This window comes from Amycolatopsis bartoniae, assembly GCF_014191255.1.
In the GTDB taxonomy this organism is placed as follows: Bacteria; Actinomycetota; Actinomycetes; order Mycobacteriales; family Pseudonocardiaceae; genus Amycolatopsis_E; species Amycolatopsis_E bartoniae.
In genome coordinates, this window is the sequence record NZ_JACHWH010000012.1 from 37,100 (window position 1) to 55,992 (window position 18,893).

19 protein-coding genes are annotated in these 18,893 nt (G+C 71.7%); 16 read left to right on the forward strand and 3 right to left on the reverse strand.

From position 1 onward, the window contains the following. Positions 1–29 precede the first annotated feature (29 nt). Positions 30–806: a DUF1932 domain-containing protein gene (locus FHX82_RS37910; RefSeq protein WP_145938480.1), complete on the forward strand. Its 777-nt coding sequence runs from the start codon at positions 30–32 to the stop codon at positions 804–806. Positions 807–1,410: 604 nt separating this feature from the next. On the opposite strand, the gene FHX82_RS32690 is transcribed toward FHX82_RS37910, so the two are convergent. Next, positions 1,411–2,184, reverse strand: a complete 774-nt coding sequence (locus FHX82_RS32690) for an isocitrate lyase/PEP mutase family protein (protein ID WP_183176978.1) — start codon at positions 2,182–2,184, stop codon at positions 1,411–1,413. A 50-nt stretch (positions 2,185–2,234) separates the two neighbouring features. Further along, entirely contained in the window at positions 2,235–3,101 is an 867-nt protein-coding gene (locus FHX82_RS32695; protein WP_145939321.1) for an amidohydrolase family protein, read from the reverse strand. Positions 3,102–3,131: 30 nt separating this feature from the next. On the opposite strand from FHX82_RS32695, the gene FHX82_RS32700 reads away from it, so the two are divergent. The 9 genes from FHX82_RS32700 (at position 3,132) to FHX82_RS32740 (ending at position 12,584) form a co-directional block, all read left to right on the forward strand. Beyond that, positions 3,132–3,584 carry a MarR family winged helix-turn-helix transcriptional regulator gene (locus tag FHX82_RS32700; protein ID WP_145939322.1) on the forward strand — a complete coding sequence of 151 codons (453 nt, stop codon included), beginning with the start codon at positions 3,132–3,134 and terminating at the stop codon, positions 3,582–3,584. Between the two features lie 336 nt (positions 3,585–3,920). Then, complete coding sequence (locus FHX82_RS32705; RefSeq protein ID WP_145939325.1) at positions 3,921–6,416, forward strand: MFS transporter; 2,496 nt, start codon at positions 3,921–3,923, stop codon at positions 6,414–6,416. Then, complete coding sequence (locus FHX82_RS32710; protein ID WP_145939323.1) at positions 6,413–7,195, forward strand: MSCRAMM family protein; 783 nt, start codon at positions 6,413–6,415, stop codon at positions 7,193–7,195. The genes FHX82_RS32705 and FHX82_RS32710 overlap by 4 nt, the downstream gene beginning before the upstream one ends. Before the next feature lie 176 nt (positions 7,196–7,371). Continuing rightward, positions 7,372–8,634: a sensor histidine kinase gene (locus tag FHX82_RS32715; protein WP_183176979.1), complete on the forward strand. Its 1,263-nt coding sequence runs from the start codon at positions 7,372–7,374 to the stop codon at positions 8,632–8,634. Further along, on the forward strand, positions 8,631–9,074 hold the full coding sequence (locus FHX82_RS32720; protein ID WP_145938640.1) for a roadblock/LC7 domain-containing protein: 444 nt from the start codon (positions 8,631–8,633) through the stop codon (positions 9,072–9,074). The genes FHX82_RS32715 and FHX82_RS32720 overlap by 4 nt, the downstream gene beginning before the upstream one ends. A 21-nt stretch (positions 9,075–9,095) precedes the next feature. Beyond that, a complete protein-coding gene (locus FHX82_RS32725; protein ID WP_145938639.1) occupies positions 9,096–9,479 on the forward strand; it encodes a DUF742 domain-containing protein in 384 nt (127 codons plus the stop codon). Beyond that, positions 9,454–10,068, forward strand: coding sequence for a GTP-binding protein (locus tag FHX82_RS32730; RefSeq protein ID WP_145938638.1), 615 nt, complete (start codon positions 9,454–9,456; stop codon positions 10,066–10,068). The genes FHX82_RS32725 and FHX82_RS32730 overlap by 26 nt, the downstream gene beginning before the upstream one ends. Then, positions 10,061–11,299, forward strand: coding sequence for a styrene monooxygenase/indole monooxygenase family protein (locus FHX82_RS32735; RefSeq protein WP_145938637.1), 1,239 nt, complete (start codon positions 10,061–10,063; stop codon positions 11,297–11,299). Before FHX82_RS32730 ends, FHX82_RS32735 begins: the two co-directional genes overlap by 8 nt. A gap of 52 nt (positions 11,300–11,351) precedes the next feature. Further along, positions 11,352–12,584 (forward strand): styrene monooxygenase/indole monooxygenase family protein, encoded by a 1,233-nt coding sequence (locus FHX82_RS32740; protein ID WP_145938636.1) that lies wholly within the window; start codon positions 11,352–11,354, stop codon positions 12,582–12,584. 202 nt (positions 12,585–12,786) lie between these two features. Here FHX82_RS32740 and FHX82_RS32745 read toward each other — a convergent pair whose 3' ends face one another. Next, positions 12,787–13,116, reverse strand: a complete 330-nt coding sequence (locus FHX82_RS32745; RefSeq protein WP_145938635.1) for a YnfA family protein — start codon at positions 13,114–13,116, stop codon at positions 12,787–12,789. Between the two features lie 83 nt (positions 13,117–13,199). Between FHX82_RS32745 and FHX82_RS32750 the strand changes: the two genes are divergently transcribed. The 6 genes from FHX82_RS32750 to FHX82_RS32775 all read left to right on the forward strand — a co-directional run bounded on the left by FHX82_RS32750 (position 13,200) and on the right by FHX82_RS32775 (position 18,844). Then, entirely contained in the window at positions 13,200–14,378 is a 1,179-nt protein-coding gene (locus tag FHX82_RS32750) for a S1C family serine protease (RefSeq protein WP_145938634.1), read from the forward strand. Positions 14,379–14,416: 38 nt separating this feature from the next. After that, positions 14,417–15,244, forward strand: a complete 828-nt coding sequence (locus tag FHX82_RS32755; RefSeq protein WP_145938633.1) for an SDR family oxidoreductase — start codon at positions 14,417–14,419, stop codon at positions 15,242–15,244. A 73-nt stretch (positions 15,245–15,317) separates the two neighbouring features. Next, entirely contained in the window at positions 15,318–16,433 is a 1,116-nt protein-coding gene (locus FHX82_RS32760) for a WD40/YVTN/BNR-like repeat-containing protein (RefSeq protein ID WP_145938632.1), read from the forward strand. Further along, complete coding sequence (locus FHX82_RS32765) at positions 16,430–16,726, forward strand: MoaD/ThiS family protein (RefSeq protein WP_145938631.1); 297 nt, start codon at positions 16,430–16,432, stop codon at positions 16,724–16,726. Before FHX82_RS32760 ends, FHX82_RS32765 begins: the two co-directional genes overlap by 4 nt. A 14-nt stretch (positions 16,727–16,740) precedes the next feature. Beyond that, the gene (locus tag FHX82_RS32770; RefSeq protein ID WP_145938630.1) at positions 16,741–17,274 is read left to right on the forward strand and encodes a hypothetical protein; all 534 of its coding nucleotides are present in this window, start codon (positions 16,741–16,743) and stop codon (positions 17,272–17,274) included. Positions 17,275–17,359: 85 nt separating this feature from the next. Beyond that, positions 17,360–18,844, forward strand: a complete 1,485-nt coding sequence (locus FHX82_RS32775) for a sialidase family protein (RefSeq protein WP_145938629.1) — start codon at positions 17,360–17,362, stop codon at positions 18,842–18,844. Positions 18,845–18,893: the final 49 nt, after the last annotated feature.

The following is an 18,893-nucleotide window of genomic DNA, read 5'->3' on the forward strand; positions in this document are numbered from 1 at the left end:
GGCGGGCCGACCGGTACTACCGTCGGGGGATGATCGGCATAGTGCACCCGGGCGCGATGGGCGCCGCCGTCGCGAAGCTGCTGGACTCCGCGGCGTGGGCGTCGGACGGGCGGAGCGAGGAGACCCGGCGCCGCGCGGAGGGGTTGGTGGACCTGGGCTCGGTCGAACGGCTGAAGGCGGAGTGCCCGGTGGTGCTGTCGGTGTGCCCGCCGCACGCGGCGGTGGAGACGGCGCGGCTGTTCCGGGACTACGAGGGGCTGTACGCGGACCTGAACGCGGTGAGCCCGGCGACGGCCGCGGAGATCGGCGGGCTGGTGCCGCGGTTCGTGGACGGCGGGATCGTGGGCCCTCCCCCGCGGCGGGCGGGGACGACGCGGCTGTACCTGTCGGGCGAGGAGGCGCCGGCGGTGGCGGCCTTGTTCGAGGGGTCGGTGCTCCAGCCGCGGCTGGTGGGCGACGCGTCGGCGGTGAAGATGCTGTACGCGAGCTGGACGAAGGGCACGACGGCGCTGCTGCTGGCCATCCGGGCGGCGGCGCGGTCGCTCGGGGTGGAGGCGGACGTGCTCGCCGAGTGGCGGCTGAGCCAGCCGGACCTGCCGGAGCGCTCGGAGCGCGCGGCGCGGCTCGGGCTGGACCGCGGCTGGCGGTGGGCGTTCGAACTGGAGGAGACGGGCCGCACCCTGGCCGCCACGGGACTCCCGGAGGGTTTCGGAGCCGCGGCGGCGGAGGTGTACCGCCGCCTGCCCCGGAGCGCCGGAGAGGGCGACGGACTGGCGGAGGCGCTGGGGTTTCTGGTGGGGGGTTGAGGGTGAGGTGCTCGCGGGCAGGCGGAGGCTGCGCGCCGGACTCGCGGGGGATGGTGGGTGTGGGGGCGCCGGGGTTGCGGGTGCAGGCTGAGCCGCCGCGGTCAGCACCATCGCCCCCGCACTCACGCACGGCGGCGGCTACGGAAGCGCTCGTTCCGGGCGAGGGCTGACTCGCCGCGCTCACCGCCATCGCACCCCGCACCCGCGGGGGGCGGTGGCTGCGAAGGCGCCGGGGTCGCGGGCGAAGACTGAGCGCCGCGCTCAGCAGCACTCGCGCACGGCGGCGGCTACGGAAGCGCTCGTTCCGGGCGAGGGCTGAGTCGCCGCGCTCACCGCCATCACCCCCGTACTCGCGCAGGGCTGTGGCTGCGACGGCGCCCAGGTTTCGGGCGAAGGTCGAGTCGCCGCGCTCACCGCCATCGCACCCTGCACCCGCCCGGGGTGGTGGCCGCGAAGGCGCCGGGGTCGCGGGTCGCGCCGGAGGCAGCCGCGGAAGCGCCGGGATTCGGGTCGAGCCGCCTTCACCGCCGTCGCCCCCGCACCCGCGCCGGGGTGGCCGCCCCGCGGAAGCGCCACCGTCCCCCGCGGGCGCCAGCCACCGCGCTCACCGTGGCCCGTCCTGACGCGCCGCTCTTGCGGCTACCTCCTCGTAGCTCACCGCGTCCGCGCCGGGGTGGTTGCCCGCCGCGATGGCGTGCGCCGTGGCCACTGCCGCGTCGAGGGCCGCCCGGAACAGCAGCGAGCCACAGCTCAGCCTGGCCACCCCCAGCTCCGCGAGGCGCTCGTAGCCCGGCCCCGCGGGCGAGTACAGCACGTTCACCGGCACCCCCACCGCGGCGACGAGCGAGGCGATCACCCGCTCGTCCGTCAGGCCCGGTACGAACACGCCGTCCGCACCGGCGTCCACATAGGACTCGCAGCGGGAAAGCGCTTCCCGGTCCGCGTCCGCCGCTCCGAGCCAGTGCGTGTCGGTGCGGGCGTTGACGAACAGGCCACTCGTCCGCGCCGCCGCGATCAGCTCCCGCTGCCGCCCCACGTCACCCAGGCCGTCCTCCAGGTTCACCCCCACCGCCCCCAGCCCCGCCAGCTCCGCGACCAGCTCGGCCAGCTCCTCGGGCGGCAGCCCGAACCCCGCCTCGATGTCCACCGTCAGCAGGCACTCCAGCCCCGACAGCCGCCGCGCGAGGGTGAGTGTTTCGGCGCGCGTCGCGCCCGTGCCGTCGGGCAGCCCGGCCGCCGCGGCGACGCCCAGGCTCGTCGTGCCGACCGCCCGGAACCCCGCCGCGACGAGCGCCGCCGCCGAAGCGTGGTCCCACGCGTTCGGCAGCAGCAACGGCCGCGGACCCCGGTGCAGCGCGGCAAATTCTGCAGAACTCATGCCCGTCACGCTAGGCGCGGGACGTGTCGGCGGCGGCCGACATCCGGCCGCTACGGCTTCAGCTTCAGCACCCGCACCGCGTTGTCCTTGAGGATCTTGGGGCGCACGTGCGGCTTCATGTCGAGCTTCGCGAAGTCGGCCAGCCACCGGTCCGGGGTGATCAGCGGGTAGTCCGACCCGAACAGCACCTTGTCCTGCAGCAACGAGTTCGCGTAGCGCACCAGCTGCGGCGGGAAGTACTTCGGCGACCAGCCCGACAGGTCGATGTGGACGTTCGGCTTGTGCGTGGCGACCGCCAGCGCCTCGTCCTGCCACGGGAACGACGGGTGGGCCATGATGATCGTGAGGTCGGGGAACTTCACCGCCACCTCGTCGAGCAGGATCGGGTTGGACAGCGCCAGCCGGATGCCCCCGCCGCCCCGCATGTTCGCGCCGATCCCCGTCTGTCCGGTGTGGAACAACGCCGGAATCCCGTACTCCTGCGCCACTTCCAGCAGCGGGTCGGCGGTGCCGTCATCCGGCGCGAAGCCCTGGATGCTCGGGTGGAACTTCAGCCCGCGCACGCCGTGGTCCTCCACCAGCCGCCGCAGCCGCCGGGCGCCGGCGCGGCCCTTGTGCGGGTCGACGCTGGCGAACGGGATCAGCACGTCGGAGTGCTTCGCCGCGCCCTCGGCGATCTCCTCGTTCGACAGCGCCGGATGCCCGGTGAAGTTCTCGATGTCGACCGAGAACACGACCGCGCCCATGCGCCGCTGCCGGTAGTACTCCGCGATCTCGTCGAGCGTCGGCCGCTTCGCGTCGGCCCCGAAGTGCTCCGACGCCGCCTCGGCGAACTCCCCGGGCAGCGACAGGTGCCCGTGCGCGTCGATCTCGACGTGGACGTGCACGTCGATCGCTTCGAGCTGTTCGATGTCCACGGTAGTAGGTGTAGTCCTCAATCGTTGATAATGTCAATCGTTGTAGCTCTCACGGACCGAGGAGGAGCCATCGCCACGCTCGATTCCGACGCGGGGTTCCTGCTGGCGCGTGCCGGCGGGCGGGCGATCCGCGCGCTCAACCGGGCGCTGGAGCCGTTCGGCCTGCGCAGCAGGCACTACACGGTGCTGCTGGCGGCCGCCGAGCACGGCGGGCTGTCGCAGCGCGAGCTGGGCGACCTGCTGGGCGTCGACCCCAGCGCGGTCGTCGCGCTGGTGGACGACCTGCAGCGCGCGGGCCTCGTGCGCCGCGACCCGCACCCGGACGACCGCCGCACCCGGCTGGTGGTGCTCACCGAGGCCGGCACCGAGGTCTTCGGCCGCGCCGCCGAACTGGCCGCGAAGGTCGAGGACGAGACCCTCGGCCCGCTCGGCCCGGACGAGCGAGCCGCCCTCCTCGGCCTGCTGCGCCGCGTCGCCCGGTGACGCCGGTGACCACCTCCCACACCGGCATCAGCGACGTGGGGCCGCCGGACAAGGCCCCGGCCTGACGCTGCGTGGGCGGTGCGACAGGGATCACGTCAACTTGATCAGTGACCCGGATCGCCGGAACGAGGGAAAATCCGTTAGCATAGGTCAACTAATTTTCGCGCAATGCAGTCAACGGCGACATGACCTTCCCTGGTTGGAGTGATGGAAGTGCAGTCTGCCCAGCAGACGGTGGACGCACCGGTGGAGAAGCACCGGCACAAGCACACGTGGACGGTCGACGAGCTCGGTCCGCGGTACAAGTGGATCGCACTGTCGAACACCACGCTCGGCATGCTCATGGCCACGATCAACTCCTCGATCGTGCTCATCGCGCTGCCGGACATCTTCCGCGGCATCCACATCAACCCGCTGGAGTCGAGCAACACCAGCTACCTGCTGTGGATGATGATGGGCTTCCTCGTCGTCACCGCCGTGCTGGTGGTGGGCTTCGGGCGCCTCGGCGACATGTTCGGCCGCGTCCGGATGTACAACCTGGGGTTCGCCGTGTTCGCGGTCTCCTCGGTGTTGCTGGCCGTGACATGGATGGACGGGGCCACGGCGGCCATCTGGCTCATCGGCTGGCGTGTCGTGCAGGGCATCGGCGGCGCGTTCCTGATGGCGAACTCCAGCGCGATCCTCACCGACGCCTTCCCCGCCAAGCAGCGCGGGCTCGCGCTGGGCATCAACGGTGTCGCGGCGATCGCGGGCTCGTTCCTCGGCCTCGTGATCGGCGGCCTGCTCGGGCCGGTGCAGTGGCACCTGGTCTTCCTCGTGTCCGTGCCGTTCGGCGTGTTCGGCACCATCTGGGCGTTCCTGAAGCTGCGCGACACCAGTGAGCGCCGCCCCGCGAAGATGGACTGGTGGGGCAACCTGACCTTCGCGGTCGGCCTCATCGCCGTGCTCGTCGGCATCACCTACGGCATCCAGCCCTACGGCAGCCACACCATGGGCTGGACGAGCCCGATGGTGCTGTCCTGCCTCATCGGCGGCGTGCTCGTGCTGATCATCTTCGCCGTCATCGAGACCAGGGTCGCCAACCCGCTGTTCAACCTGAGCCTGTTCAAGATCCGCGCGTTCAGCTTCGGCAACGCGGCGAACCTGGCGGCCTCGCTCGGCCGCGGTGGCCTGCAGTTCATGCTGATCATCTGGCTGCAGGGCATCTGGCTGCCCCAGCACGGCTACAGCTTCGAGCAGACCCCGCTGTGGGCCGGTATCTACATGCTGCCGATGACCGTCGGCTTCCTGGTGGCCGCGCCGGTCTCCGGCGTGATCACCGACCGCATCGGCGGCAGGCTGCTGGCCACCGTCGGCATGGTCGCCACCGCGGTCAGCTTCCTGCTCCTGCTGATCCTGCCGGTGGACTTCAACTACTGGGCCTTCGCGGCGATCCTGCTGCTCAACGGCCTGGGCATGGGCCTGTTCTCCTCGCCGAACCGGGCCGACGTGATGAACAGCCTGCCACCCACCTCGCGCGGCGCGGGCGCCGGCATGACCGCCACCTTCCAGAACTCGGCGATGGTGCTCTCGATCGGCTTCTTCTTCAGCCTGATGATCGCGGGCCTGTCCGACTCCCTGCCCGGCACGCTGAACCAGGGCCTCACCGCGCACGGCGTGCCCGCCGACGCCGCCGCCGGGATCGCCGCGCTGCCGCCGGTCGGCGTGCTGTTCGCCGCGTTCCTCGGCTACAACCCGATCCAGCAGCTGCTGGGCCCGGTGCTCAACCAGCTGCCCGCCGACCAGGCGTCGTTCCTCACCGGCCGCAGCTTCTTCCCGAACCTGATCTCGGCGCCGTTCTCCGACGGGCTCACCGCCGCGTTCTGGTTCGCGATCATCGTGTGCCTCGTCGGCGCGGTCGCGTCGTGGTTCGTCGGCAAGCCGAAGCCCCTCGCGGCGACCGTGCCCCAAGAGTCGGTGGGCTCGGAGCTCGCGGCCGAGGGCGGCGAGCTGGTCAACATCCTCCCGGACGACACCCCCACGGCCGTGCTGCAGCGCCCGCGCCGCGCGGTGGGCAGGCCCGGGGAGATCAGCGGGACCCTGCGCACCAACAGCGGTGCCCCGATCGCCGGCGCGGTCATCACGGTGACCGGCGCGGACGGCATGCAGGTCGGCCGCGCGCGGGCCGGCCAGACGGGCGCCTACGCGCTCGACGGCGTGCGGCCGGGGACCTACACGCTGATCGTGACCGCCCCCGGCTTCCAGCCCGCCGCCGCCTCGGTGACGGTCAACGGGCTCGGCGCGGTGCACGACTTCGTGCTCCTCGGCGGCGGGGTCGTCGCCGGCACCGTGCACCGCTCCGGCGGCACGCCGGTGGAGGGCACCGCGGTGCTCGCCACCGACGGCACCGGGCAGGTCGTCGGCCAGGCCACCACGGCCCACGACGGCAAGTTCCTGCTCACCGGGCTGCCCGCGGGCGAGGTCACGATCACGGCGAACGTCGACGGGCACCGCCCGCACGCGGTCACCGTGCTCGCCGGCGCGGCCGAGCCCGCCGACGTGGAACTGCTCGTCGAGGCCGTGGGCGTGCTGCACGGCACGGTCACCGGACCCGACGGGCTCGGCCTGGCCAACGCGACCGTGACGATCAGCGACAGCCAGGGGCGCACCGTGGCCACCACGCTCACCGACGACGAGGGGCACTACGAGCTGCACGACCTCGAACCGGGCGAGTACACGGTCGTCACGAGCCTGTACGAGCCCGCGGTGCGGCAGGTGGACCTGAACACCGGCGAGACCACGACCGTGGACGTCGACCTCGCCTCCGGCGCCCGGGCGGACGCGGCGTCATGACCGAGTCCGGCATCCCGCAGCAGACCCGGTACGGCATCGAGGTTTCGGGGCGGGTCGCCGACGTGGACGGGGCGCCGGTGCCCGGCGCCGCCGTCACGCTCGTCGACGCCGCCGGGCGGCAGACCGGCCGCACCACCGCCGACGACGGCGGCCGGTTCCGCCTGGCCGCCCCGGGCATGGGCTCGTACGTACTCATCACGTCCGCGCCCGCGCATCAGCCCGAGGCCACCACCGTCACCGTCACCGGCTCCCCCGTGCGCCTGGAGATCGCGTTGCGCGGCTCGGGCGGGCTGCGCGGTGTGGTGCGGGCCGCGGTGACCGGCGTGCCGATCATGGGCGCGGCGGTCACGCTGACCGACTCGCGCGGCGACGTCGTGGACTCCCGGCTGTCCGGGCCGGGTGGCGACTACGCCTTCACCTCGCTCCCGCCGGGAACGTACGTGCTGGCCGTCAACGCGGCCGGCTACCGCCCCGCCGCGCTCGCCGTCACCACGGGCGAAACCGGGGCGGCGCAGCAGGACGTCGAACTGCCCGACGGCGCGGTCCTGCACGGCTCGGTGAGCCTGCCGGAAGGGCCGCGCCCGGCCGTGTCGGTCACGCTGCTCGACGAGGGCGGGCACGTGGTGCGCACGACGTACGCCGACGAGTCGGGGCGGTACGCCTTCCACGACCTCGACCCTGGTACGTATACGGTGGTGGCCACCAGCTATTCGCCGTCGCGCACCGTGGTGCGCGTCGTCGACGGTGCACGGACGCAGCACGACGTGCAGCTGGTGTAAGCGCTTACTCCGTGTGCCGTAAGTAGTTTCGGCGTCTACGCTGCGTAGATATTCCGTCACGGACTGGACACGGCGGCCACTCTCTGATTGCATGATGCAGCCCGGAGGGGCGGGCGGGGGAAGCCCCGCGCCGGGTGTCAGAGACCCGTAATGCGACAAGAAAGCAGTGGGAGTACATGGCTACGCGGGCTCGGGAACTGCTCATCCGTTCACGAGCGCTCCTGGAGCGCTCCCGTGAGGCGGCGGCCCAGTTCCTCAACACCCCCCACCCACCACCACCCCGGCCGCCGCGCGTGCTCGAGGCACCGGCCCCGGAGCGGCACGAGCCCGCCGCGGCGGGCGAGACGCTCGCCGCGATCTGCGCGAACGTCGCGCTGCGCGACCTCAACCTGGTCGACTCCCTGCTCTCGCAGCTGGAGGAGATGGAGGCCAGGGAGGAGGACACCGACCGGCTCGCCGAGCTCTACAGCCTCGACCACCTGGCCACCCGGCTGCGGCGCAACGCGGAGAACCTGCGTGTGCTCGCCGGCCGCGACGCCAGCGATTCGACGTCGGACACGTCGTCGCTCGTCGACGTGGTCCGCGCGGGCATGTCGTCGATCGACCACTACTCCCGGGTCACCATCGGCCGGGTCGTGTCGCTCGGCGTCGTGGGCTTCGCGTCGGAGGACCTGAGCCGGCTGCTGGCCGAGCTGCTCGACAACGCCACCAAGTCCTCGCCGCCCAACGCGCCCGTGCGGGTCAGCGCGCACCTCACCGAGCAGGGCAGCGTGCTCATGCGCATCGAGGACGAGGGCATCGGCCTGCCGCCGGAGCGGCTGCACGAGCTCAACGAGCGGCTGTCGGACGCGCCGGTGCTCGACGACTCCGCGGTGCGCCACATGGGCCTCGCCGTCGTGCGGCGCCTGGCCGTGCGGCACGACCTGCGCGTGTGGCTGGACCGCCGCGTCCCGCACGGCACCACCGCCTCGGTGCTGCTGCCCGCCGCCGTCGTCAGCGAGCTGCCCGAGGCCAGCTGGTCCGGCGCGCAGACGGTGATCTTCCCGTCCACGGGCGGGAACGACGGGGCGAGCTCGTTCGTGCCCGAGGCGCCCGCCCGCCCGGCCACGTCGGGCCTGCCGCGGCGCTCCGCGACCGTCACCGAGGAGCGGGCGCCGGTGCCCCCGTCGCCGCGGCCCCGTCCCCCGGCCGAGCCGACGATCGGCGGCACCACGGCCAGCGGCCTGCCGCGCCGGGTGTCGCAGAGCATCAAGGCACCCAACGGGCACCAGGCCGCCACCCCCGCCCCACCGCCGGCCGACCCCGAGGCCGAGCGCAAGGCCGGGCACGACAAGCTGCTCGCCGACCTCGGCGCCTTCTCCGACGGGGAGCGGGCCGCCAGGCAGGACCAGCGGCAGGACCAGCGCGACACGGACGCAGACGAGGACAAGCAGCAGTGACCGACGGCAAACACCGGCAGCCCGACCAGGACTTCACCTGGCTGATCAACGACTTCGTCCGCAAGGTGCACGGCGTCAGCCACGCCCTGATCATGTCCTCCGACGGGTTCCCCCTCACCGCGTCGGACGCGATGACCACCACCGAGAGCGAGCAGCTCGCCGCCATCGCCAGCGGCCTGCTCAGCCTCGCGGGCAACAGCGCCAGCCTGTTCAACAAGGGCACCTGCGAGCAGATCATCATCCGGCTGTCCCAGGGCTACTTCCTGTTCATGGGCATCGACAGCGGGGCCGGGCTGGCCGTGCTGACCGGACCCGACTGCGACATGAAGGTCGTCGCGTACGAGATGACCCAGTTCGTGACCAGCGCGGGGCACGCGCTGACACCCGAGACGCGCGCCGACCTCAGGCGCGTGCTCACCGCACGCCGCCCGATCGGCTGACCCGGCAAGGAAGTGATCACGATGTCCCAAGATCCGGGGCGGGGACAGGCGACGGTGAAGAAGCCGCGCAGCAAGCGCATCCGCCCGTACACGCTCACCGGTGGCCGCACCAGAGGCCGCCACCAGCTGCTGGTGGAGACGCTGATCTCGGTGCCGCGCTACGATCCGGCGCTGGCCGACAAGCTGATGCCCGAGTCGAAGGCGCTCTACGAACGCGCCCGCTCGCAGGTCTCGATCGCCGAGCTGTCGTCGCTGCTGGGCATCCCGCTGGGTGTGGTGCGGGTGCTCGTCAGCGACCTGGCGGCACAGGGCGCGGTCTTCATCCACCCCACCGCACACGCGTACCACCACGACCGGAACGTGCTCGAGAGGATCCTCAATGGACTCAAGCAGCTCCCCGTCTGAGCCCGGCGCGCTCACGATCTCCGCGAAGATCGTGGTGGCCGGTGGCTTCGGCGTCGGGAAGACGACCTTCGTCGGGTCGGTGTCCGAGGTCCCCCCGCTCAACACCGAGGCTTGGATGACCGAAGCGAGCGAGGGCGTCGACGACCTGCCCCCCGACGGCACCAAGACCACCACCACCGTCGCGATGGACTTCGGCCGGATCTCGCTGTACGACGACCTCGTGCTGTACCTGTTCGGCACGCCGGGGCAGGCGCGGTTCTGGTTCCTGTGGGACGACCTGTCCCGCGGGGCGCTCGGCGCCATCGTGCTCGTCGACACCCGGCGGCTCGACCAGTCCTTCGCCGCCATCAACTACTTCGAGAACGACTCGGAGCTGCCGTTCATCGTCGCGGTCAACCTGTTCGACGGCGAGCTCGGCCACGACCTCGACGAGGTCCGCGAGGCGCTCGCGCTGCGCCCGGAGATCCCGCTGATCACGTGCGACGCGCGCAAGCCCGCGTCCACCGCGGCCGCGTTGCAGGAGCTCGTGTCGTACACGCTGTCGCTGGCAGAGGTCTCGGAGTCCGGGAGGGTGCGCGCCCATGCGTAAGGTCCTGATCGTCGGTGCGGGCCAGTCCGGCCTCCAGCTCGCGCTGACGTTGCGGGAGCACGACTACGACGTCACCGTCATGTCCGCCCGCACGCCGGAGGAGATCCGGCGCGGCAAGGTGATGTCCACGCAGGCGATGTTCCACACCGCCCTGCAGCACGAACGCGACCACGGGCTGAACCTGTGGGAGGAGCAGACCGTCAACATCGACGGGCTCGGCGTCACGCTCGGGGACCCCGAGGGCAACCCGGCGCTGAACTGGTTCGGGCTGCTGGACCACTACGCGCAGTCGGTGGACCAGCGGGTGAAGATGGCGGGCTGGCTGGACCTGCTGGAGCAGCGCGGCGGCAAGGTCGTCATCCACGGCGTCACCACCGCCGACCTCGACCGGCTGCCCGAGCACTACGACCTGGTGATCGTGGCCGCGGGCAAGGGCGAGCTGGTGCAGCTGTTCGACCGCGACCCGTCGCGTTCGCCGTACACGAAGCCGCAGCGCGCGCTGTCGCTGGTGTACGCGCACGGCGTGGGCCGAAGGCCCGAGCACCCGGAGCACGCGGGCGTGCGGTTCAACATCGCGCCCGGGGTCGGTGAGCTGTTCATGATCCCGGCGTTCACGCTGAGCGGCAACTGCGACATCCTGTTCTTCGAAGGGATTCCGGGCGGTCCGCTGGACTGCTTCGCCGACCAGCCCGAGCCCGGCGAGTTCTTCGACCGGCTCCTTTCGCTGATCCGCCAGTACTTCCCGTGGGAGTACGAGCGCTGCCGCGGGGCGGAGCTGACCGACTCGAAGGCGACGCTCGCCGGCGGGTACACCCCCGTGGTGCGCCATCCGGTGGGCGAGCTGCCGTCGGGCGCGGCCGTGCTCGGGATGGCCGACGTGGTAGTGGCCAACGACCCGATCACCGGGCAGGGCTCCAACAACGCGTCGAAGTGCGCGGCGTCCTATTTGGACAGCATTCTGTCCCACGGGGACAAGCCGTTCGACCGCGCGTGGATGCAGGCCACGTTCGACCGCTACTGGGACGATGCCCAGTGGGCCACGGTCTGGACCAACGCGATGCTCCAGCCGCCGCCCCCGCACGTGCAGCAGATCCTCGGTGCGGCGCAGGCGAACCCCGTGGTGGCACGGCGGTTCGTCAACGGCTTCTCCGACCCCAGCGACTACCGGCACTGGCTGCTGGACCCGGCGAAGACCGAGGAGTACCTGGCGAGCGTGAGCAGCTCTTCCTGACGACCGGCGGTAGCGATAAGATCACTGCCGATCTGCCGGAAAGGGCTTTCTGATGCGTAGGATCCTGATCGTCGGTGCGGGCCAGTCCGGGCTCCAGCTGGCGCTCACGTTGCGGGACCACGACTACGACGTCACGCTGATGTCGGCGAAGACACCGGACGAGATCCGGGCCGGCTGGGTCACCTCGACCCAGTGCATGTTCGCCGACTCGCTGGCCATCGAGCGCAAGCACGGGCTGAACCTGTGGGACGACGTCGCGCCGTTCGCCGGCGGCCAGGGCTTCTCGATGGGCCAGCCGGACGGCACACGCGTGCTGAACTGGATGGGCAAGTGGGAGGCCGGGCCCGCGCAGTCGGTGGACCAGCGGGTGAAGATGTCCACCTGGCTGGAGCTGCTGGAGGAGCGCGGCGGCAACGTGATCACCCACGGGGTGACCACGGCGGACCTGAACTCGCTGGCGCGCATGTACGACCTGGTGATCGTGGCCGCGGGCAAGGGCGAGCTGGTGCAGCTGTTCGACCGCGACCCGTCGCGTTCGCCGTTCACCAAGCCGCAGCGGGCGCTGTCGGTGTCCTATGTGCACGGTGTCCGGTCGCGGCCGGAGACACCCGGCGCGGTGGACGTGTGGGTGAACGTGGTGCCGGGGATCGGCGAGCACATCAGCATCCCGGGCTACACCCTGTCCGGGCCGTGCCAGATCCTCTACATGTCCGGCATCCCGGGCGGGCCGTTCGACGCGTTCGCCGACCGGCCCTCGCCGGACGAGCTGCTGCGACGGCAGCTGGAGCTGTTCAAGCAGTACATGCCGTGGGAGTACGAGCGCTACCGCGACGCGGAGCTGACCGACCCGAAGGGGGTGCTCACCGGAGGCTACCCGCCGGTGGTGCGGCACCCGGTGGGCGAGCTGCCGTCGGGCGGGCTCGTGCTCGGCATGGCCGACGTGGTGGTGGCCAACGACCCGATCACCGGGCAGGGCGCCAACAACGCGGCCAAGTGCGCGGAGTCGTACCTGGGCAGCATCCTGGCGCACGGCGACAAGCCGTTCGACCGGGACTTCATGCAGGCCACGTTCGACAAGTACTGGGAGTACGCGCAGCACGTCACGCGGCTGACCAACACCATGCTGCTGCCGCCGCCGGAGCACATCCAGAAGATCCTCGGCGCGGCGCAGGAGCACGAGCAGGTCGCGAACCGCTTCGCCAACGGCTACAACAACCCGCCGGACATGGCGGACTGGTTCTTCGACGCGGACAAGGCGGAGGCGTACCTGGCGAGCGTGGCCTGATTCCGTCTCGGCGGTTGAAGCGGCGGAGCCGCTTGCTGTGGGCCCTCAACCGGCACCGCTGCGGGTTCTCAGCGGTCTTCTCGCGAGGACAGCGCCTCCGTGGTGACCTGGCGGTCATGAGGAGGCGATCCCGGAGCGAGAAGGCCGCTGAGGTTCCGCCACCCGCACCGCTACGCAAGCCCTGACTGGTGCATCTTCATCTTCAGCGCGGCGCGTACATGATGACGGCGACGCCGGCGAGGCAGAGCAGGGCGCCGAGGACGTCGAAGCGGTCCGGCCGGTAGCCGTCGGCGAGCACGCCCCAGGCGAGCGACCCAGCGACGAACACCCCGCCGTACGCGGCGAGGATCCGGCCGAAGTGCGCGTCGGGCTGCAGGGTCGCCACGAACCCGTACACGCCGAGCGCGAGCACCCCGGCGCCGATCCAGGCCCAGCCGCGGTGCTCGCGCACGCCCTGCCACACCAGCCACGCCCCGCCGATCTCGAACACCGCCGCGAGCACGAACAGCACCATCGACCGAGCCACCGTCACGCCCGGTATCTTCCCAGCACCTTCTCAGGGTTTTCACGGTCGCCCCGAAGGCGGTTCTCAGGCCCCGCGGGTTTCCTGGTGCCATGAGCTACTACCCGCCGCCTCCGCCGCAGCGCACCGCGGGCCCGCTGCGCACGCTCGGCCTCGTGCTGGGCGCCCTCGCGCTGACCCTGCTCGTCGGCGCCGGGTTCTTCGTCGGCAGCCTGCACCACACGTCCTCGAACCGCTCGCTCGGCCTCGCCCCGGACAGCGGGACCAGCCAGAACACCGGCACCAGCGTGCAGTCCCTCGACGCCGGCGCGGTCGCCGAGAAGGTCGACCCTGGCCTGGTCGACGTCAACACCACGCTGGGCTACCAGAACGCGCAGGCCGCGGGCACCGGCATGGTGCTCACGGCCGACGGGATCGTGCTCACCAACAACCACGTCGTGGAGGGCGCGACCAGCATCTCGGTCACCGACATCGGCAACGGGAAGACCTACCAGGCGACCGTGCTCGGCTACGACCGCACCGAGGACGTCGCGGTGCTGCAGCTGAAGGGCGCCTCCGGCCTCAAGACCATCACCGCCGCGGACTCGTCGAAGGTCGCCGTCGGGGACGCGGTCGTCGGGATCGGGAACGCGGGCGGCACCGGCGGCACGCCGAGCGTCGCGGCGGGCACCGTGACCGCACTGGACCAGTCCATCACCGCGAGCGACGAGTCGAGCGGCAGCTCCGAACAGCTCGAAGGGCTGATCCAGGTCAACGCGAACATCCAGTCCGGTGACTCCGGTGGCGCGCTGGCGAACAGCAACGGCCAGGTGGTCGGCATGAACACCGCCGCCTCCACCGGCTACCAGTTCGGCGGCGGGCGCGCGGGCCACCGTGGCGAGCAAAGCCAGCAGCAGAGCCAGAGCGCCGGCGCCACGGGCTACGCGATCCCGATCAACCAGGCGCTGGGCATCGCCACGCAGATCGAGGCGGGCAACGCCTCGAACACCGTGCACATCGGCAGCTCGGCCTTCCTCGGGGTGTCGGTCACCGACTCACAGGAGGGCGCCGTCGTCCAGCAGGTCGTGTCCGGCGCGCCCGCCGAAGAGGCCGGGCTGGCCGCGGGCGACGTCCTCACCGGGATCAACGGCAAGACCGTCGACTCGGCCACCACGCTGACCACGCTCATGGACGGCTTCCACCCCGGCGACAAGGTGACGCTCACGTGGACCGACCAGAGCGGCGCCGCGCAGAGCGGCACGGTGACGCTCGCCGACGGCCCGGTGGGCTGAGCGCGCATCGAAGCCCGGCCCGGGGGTATGCGGAAGCCATGACGCACACCGCACCCCTCCCCCAGGACCAGGCGGGCCGGCCGCGGACGGCCATCGTCACCGGCTCGGACTCCGGCATCGGCCGCGCGATCGCCGCCGCCCTCGGGGGCGGCGGCGTCGACGTGGGCATCACCTACCACTCCGACGCCGACGGCGCCCGGGACACGGCCGAGGAGGTCCGGCGGCTCGGCGCCCGCGCCGAGGTCCGCCACCTCGACCTCACCGACCTGCCTGCCGCGGCCGCCGCGGTCGACGAGCTCGCCGACGCGCTCGGCGGGGTCGACGTGCTGGTCAACTGCGCGGGCACCGGCACCCGCACGCCCGCGCTGGAGATGGACTTCGCCACGTGGCGCCAGGTGATCGACGTCGACCTGCACGGCGCTTTCCTGTGCGCGCAACGGGCCGCCCGCCGGATGATCGACGCCGGACGGGGCGGCCGGATCGTCAACATCACCAGCGTTCACGAGCACGCACCACGCGTCGGCGCCGCGCCCTACTGCGCGGCGAAGGCCGGGGTGGGCATGCTGACCAAGGTCCTCGCGCTCGAACTGGCCGAGCACGGCATCACGGTGAACTCCGTGGCGCCCGGCGAGATCTCCACGCCGATGACGGGACAGACCGACGCCGACCCGAGCGACCAGAAACGTCCGGGCGTGCCCCTGGGCCGCACGGGTGACGCGCGCGAAGTGGCCGCCGTGGTCGCGTTCCTCACCAGCCCGGCGGCGAGCTACGTCACCGGCGCGTCCTACGTCGTCGACGGCGGGATGCTGCTGATGGGACCGCAGGGCGCGAGCGGACTGCCGGACGACTCCTGGCGCGAGGGCTGACAGCGCAAGATTGGAGAAGACTCCCGCTCCCCCGCCGCCTAACGTGGACGCACCAGCGGCGGAAGGAACGGCCATGACGGGTGTACGGGTGCTGGTCGGCACGCGCAAGGGTGCGTTCGTGCTGACCTCCGACGGCACGCGGCGGCAGTGGCAGGTCGAAGGCCCCCACTTCGCGGGCTGGGAGGTGTACCACTTCACCGGCTCTCCCGCCGATCCGCAGCGGTTGTTCGCCTCGCAGTCCACGAGCTGGTTCGGGCAGCTGATCCAGCGCTCGGACGACGGCGGGCGGACGTGGCGGCCGGTGGGCAACACGTTCACCTACGAGGGCACACCCGGCACCCACCAGTGGTACGACGGCACCCCGCACCCGTGGGAGTTCGCCCGCGTGTGGCACCTCGAACCCTCGCCCACCGATCCGGACCTGGTGTACGCCGGCGTGGAGGACGCCGCGCTGTTCCGGTCCGTCGACGGTGCGCAGTCCTGGCAGGAGCTGCCGGGGCTGCGCACCCACGGCTCGGGGCCCTCGTGGCAGCCGGGCGCGGGCGGGATGTGCCTGCACACCATCAAGCTGGACCCGGCCAACCCGGAGCGGATCTACGCGGCGATCTCGGCGGCGGGCGCGTTCCGCAGCGACGACACCGGCAAGACGTGGCAGGCGATCAACCACGGGCTGCGCTCGGAGGGCATTCCGGACCCGGACGCCGAGGTGGGGCACTGCGTGCACCGGCTCGCCCAGCACCCGGCGCGGCCGGACACGCTGTACATGCAGAAGCACTGGGACGTGATGCGCACCGACGACGCCGGGGAGAACTGGCGCGAGATCAGCGGGGACCTGCCGACGGACTTCGGGTTCGCGATCGACGTGCACGCGCACGACCCGGACACCGTGTACGTGGTGCCGATCAAGAGCGACTCCGAGCACTTCCCGCCGGACGGGCGGCTGCGCGTGTACCGCAGCCGCCGCGGCGGCGACGAGTGGGAGCCGCTCGCGAACGGGCTGCCACAGGAACACTGCTACGTCAACGTGCTGCGGGACGCGATGGCCGTGGACCGCCTCGACGACTGCGGGGTGTACTTCGGCACCACCGGCGGGCAGGTGTACGGCTCGGCCGACGGCGGGGACAGCTGGGCGCCGATCGTGCGGGACCTGCCCGCGGTCCTGTCGGTCGAAGTCCAGACGCTGCCGTGATCCGCGTCCACCTGCCCGCGCACCTGCGCACGCTCGCGCGGATCGACGGCGAGGTGGGGCTGGAGCTGGCCGGTCCGGTGACGCAGCGGGCCGTGCTCGACGCGCTGGAGGCGCGGTACCCCGCGTTGCGCGGGACGATCCGCGACCAGCGCACGCACCGGCGCCGGGCCTTCGTGCGGTTCTTCGCGTGCGAGCAGGACCTGTCGCACGAGCCGCCGGACGCTCCCCTGCCCGAGCGCGTGGTCAGCGGGGATGAGCCCTTCCTCGTCGTGGGCGCCATGGCGGGCGGCTGAAATAAACTGGGGTCGTGGCGAGACCCAGCAGCACAGTGGTGGTCGTGGCGGGCGAAGGCGCGGCGGAGATCCTGCCGCGGCTGGACGGGCTGGCGAACGTCCGCGCCGCGCCCGCCGGGAACGCCGAGGACGCGAGCCGCCTAGTGGCGCAGTCGCACGCCGCGTACGTGGTGCACGACGCCGACCCGCTGGCGGACGTCGCGGCGGCGTGGGCGGGGTTCTTCGACCGGCAGGACCCGGCGGGCACGCTGGAGGTCGCGGTCGAGGCCGCGCTTGCCGGGCTGCGGTGGGGAACCGTGCAGCTACCGGACTACTACGTCGTGCTCGACCCGGAATCCCTTCCGGCGACGCGGAAACACTGGTGGCTCGGCGTGCTCGCGGGTGTCTCCCCGAGCCGCGTGATCCCGGCGCGGGCGAGCGCGGGCGCGGTGGCGGACGTGCTGTCGCGGCTGCCGTCGGGACGGTGGTGGCCGGAGCCGCCGGACGAGTGGCTGCGGGGACTGGGCCGGGCGGTGCCGGATCGTGTGGGCGTACCGGGCTCCGCCTGAGGTTTGTACGCGTTTTGTGCGGGCGGTCCCGACGATGAGGCCGCCCGGGGGAACCTCCCGGGCCTTTCCACGAAGGGATCCCGCTATGAGACTCCGGACCGTGGCCGGCGCGTGCGTCGCGCTGCTGGCCCCGTTCGTCACCCTGGCCGCCCCGGCGGCGCCCGCGCAGGCGGCGGTGTCGAACACCGTGATCTTCCAGGAGAACACCGACGGGCACGACTGCTATCGCATCCCGTCCATCGTGAAGGCGAAGAACGGCGATCTCCTCGCGTTCGCCGAGGCCCGCAACGGCGGTGCGAGCTTCTGCAACGACCTGGGCGAGATCGACCTGGTCATGAAGCGGTCCACCGACGGCGGCAAGACGTGGGGCGCGCAGCAGACGGTCATCAAGGCGAACGGCGACACCAAGGGCAACCCGGCCCCGATCGTGATCCCGTCGACGGGCCGGATCGTGCTGCTGTCGACGATGCAGTGCTACACGAACCCGTCGTGCGGCCGGATTCCGCGCGTGCAGTGGAGTGACGACAACGGCGCGACGTGGAACGCGCCGAAGGTCCTGACCACCGAGCTGGGTTTCGCGTCGGCACCCGGCTGGCTGGCGACGGGCCCGGCGCACGGCCTGGTGCTCACCCGGGGGGAGCACGCAGGGCGGCTGGTCGCCGGGATGAGCTACAAGATCGGCTCGCAGAACTCGGGTTCGATCATCTACAGCGACGACCAGGGCGTGACGTGGCACCGCGGGGCGACGGACTCCCCGGCCACCACGGCGCTGAACCCGCAGGAGATCAGCCTCGTCGAACTGGCCGACGGCCGCATCTACGCGGCGGCGCGCAATGACGCCAACGACGACAACAAGTGCCTCGACGACGGCACGAAGAACCGGGCGTACGCCATCAGTTCCGATGGTGGTGCCACGTTCTCGCAGAAGTTCACCTACGAGCCGGACCTGATCACGCCGGTCGTGCAGAGCTCGGTGGTGCGGATGAGCGCGACCGACCAGGGCGGGGCGTACGACCGGATCCTGTTCGCCGGTCCGTCCACTTGCGACCGTCGCAAGGAGCTGGTGGTGCACTCGTCGTTCGACGAAGGCGGGAACTGGACGAGCAAGGGCAGCAGCGTCCTGGTGTGGGACCAGGATGCGGCATACTCGGACATGGTGCAGCTGAGCCAAAGTTCGGTCGGCGTGATGTACGAGGCGGGCCCCGAGTACAACGCGAGCGCCTCCATCCGGTATTCGGTGGTGACGGAAGCGATGCTGGGCGCCCCGGCCTGCGGGGCGGGTTACAGTGTGATCGACCAGCAGGCCCTGGGCACGGCGGGCACGGTTTACCTGTCCTACAACGCTTCGACGGGCAAGAACTGCGTGTCCACGATGAAGAAGACGAGTGTCGGTACGCCGAGCGCCACGTCAGCGTTCCTCCAGGTCGAGGACGGTACGCGCGTCACGGACTCGGGCAACTTCTCCTACTACGCGGGCCCGGTGACCGCCGGCGCGGCCGGCAAGTGCGTCCAATGGGGCGGCAGCGCAGGAACGAACAGCTACACCAGCCCAATGGAACACTGCGGCTAACACCACGCACACAAAGCCCGCCACACAACGCCGTGTGGCGGGCTTTCCC

What these genes read in the sequence shown, in the direction of transcription:
- FHX82_RS37910 (WP_145938480.1), top strand. Translation starts at nt 30, where the DNA reads ATGATCGGCATAGTGCACCCGGGCGCGATGGGCGCCGCCGTCGCGAAG.
- FHX82_RS32690 (WP_183176978.1), bottom strand. Translation starts at nt 2,184, where the DNA reads ATGAGTTCTGCAGAATTTGCCGCGCTGCACCGGGGTCCGCGGCCGTTG.
- FHX82_RS32700 (WP_145939322.1), top strand. Translation starts at nt 3,132, where the DNA reads ATGTCAATCGTTGTAGCTCTCACGGACCGAGGAGGAGCCATCGCCACG.
- FHX82_RS32705 (WP_145939325.1), top strand. Translation starts at nt 3,921, where the DNA reads ATGCTCATGGCCACGATCAACTCCTCGATCGTGCTCATCGCGCTGCCG.
- FHX82_RS32710 (WP_145939323.1), top strand. Translation starts at nt 6,413, where the DNA reads ATGACCGAGTCCGGCATCCCGCAGCAGACCCGGTACGGCATCGAGGTT.
- FHX82_RS32715 (WP_183176979.1), top strand. Translation starts at nt 7,372, where the DNA reads ATGGCTACGCGGGCTCGGGAACTGCTCATCCGTTCACGAGCGCTCCTG.
- FHX82_RS32725 (WP_145938639.1), top strand. Translation starts at nt 9,096, where the DNA reads ATGTCCCAAGATCCGGGGCGGGGACAGGCGACGGTGAAGAAGCCGCGC.
- FHX82_RS32730 (WP_145938638.1), top strand. Translation starts at nt 9,454, where the DNA reads ATGGACTCAAGCAGCTCCCCGTCTGAGCCCGGCGCGCTCACGATCTCC.
- FHX82_RS32735 (WP_145938637.1), top strand. Translation starts at nt 10,061, where the DNA reads ATGCGTAAGGTCCTGATCGTCGGTGCGGGCCAGTCCGGCCTCCAGCTC.
- FHX82_RS32740 (WP_145938636.1), top strand. Translation starts at nt 11,352, where the DNA reads ATGCGTAGGATCCTGATCGTCGGTGCGGGCCAGTCCGGGCTCCAGCTG.
- FHX82_RS32750 (WP_145938634.1), top strand. Translation starts at nt 13,200, where the DNA reads ATGAGCTACTACCCGCCGCCTCCGCCGCAGCGCACCGCGGGCCCGCTG.
- FHX82_RS32755 (WP_145938633.1), top strand. Translation starts at nt 14,417, where the DNA reads ATGACGCACACCGCACCCCTCCCCCAGGACCAGGCGGGCCGGCCGCGG.
- FHX82_RS32760 (WP_145938632.1), top strand. Translation starts at nt 15,318, where the DNA reads ATGACGGGTGTACGGGTGCTGGTCGGCACGCGCAAGGGTGCGTTCGTG.
- FHX82_RS32775 (WP_145938629.1), top strand. Translation starts at nt 17,360, where the DNA reads ATGAGACTCCGGACCGTGGCCGGCGCGTGCGTCGCGCTGCTGGCCCCG.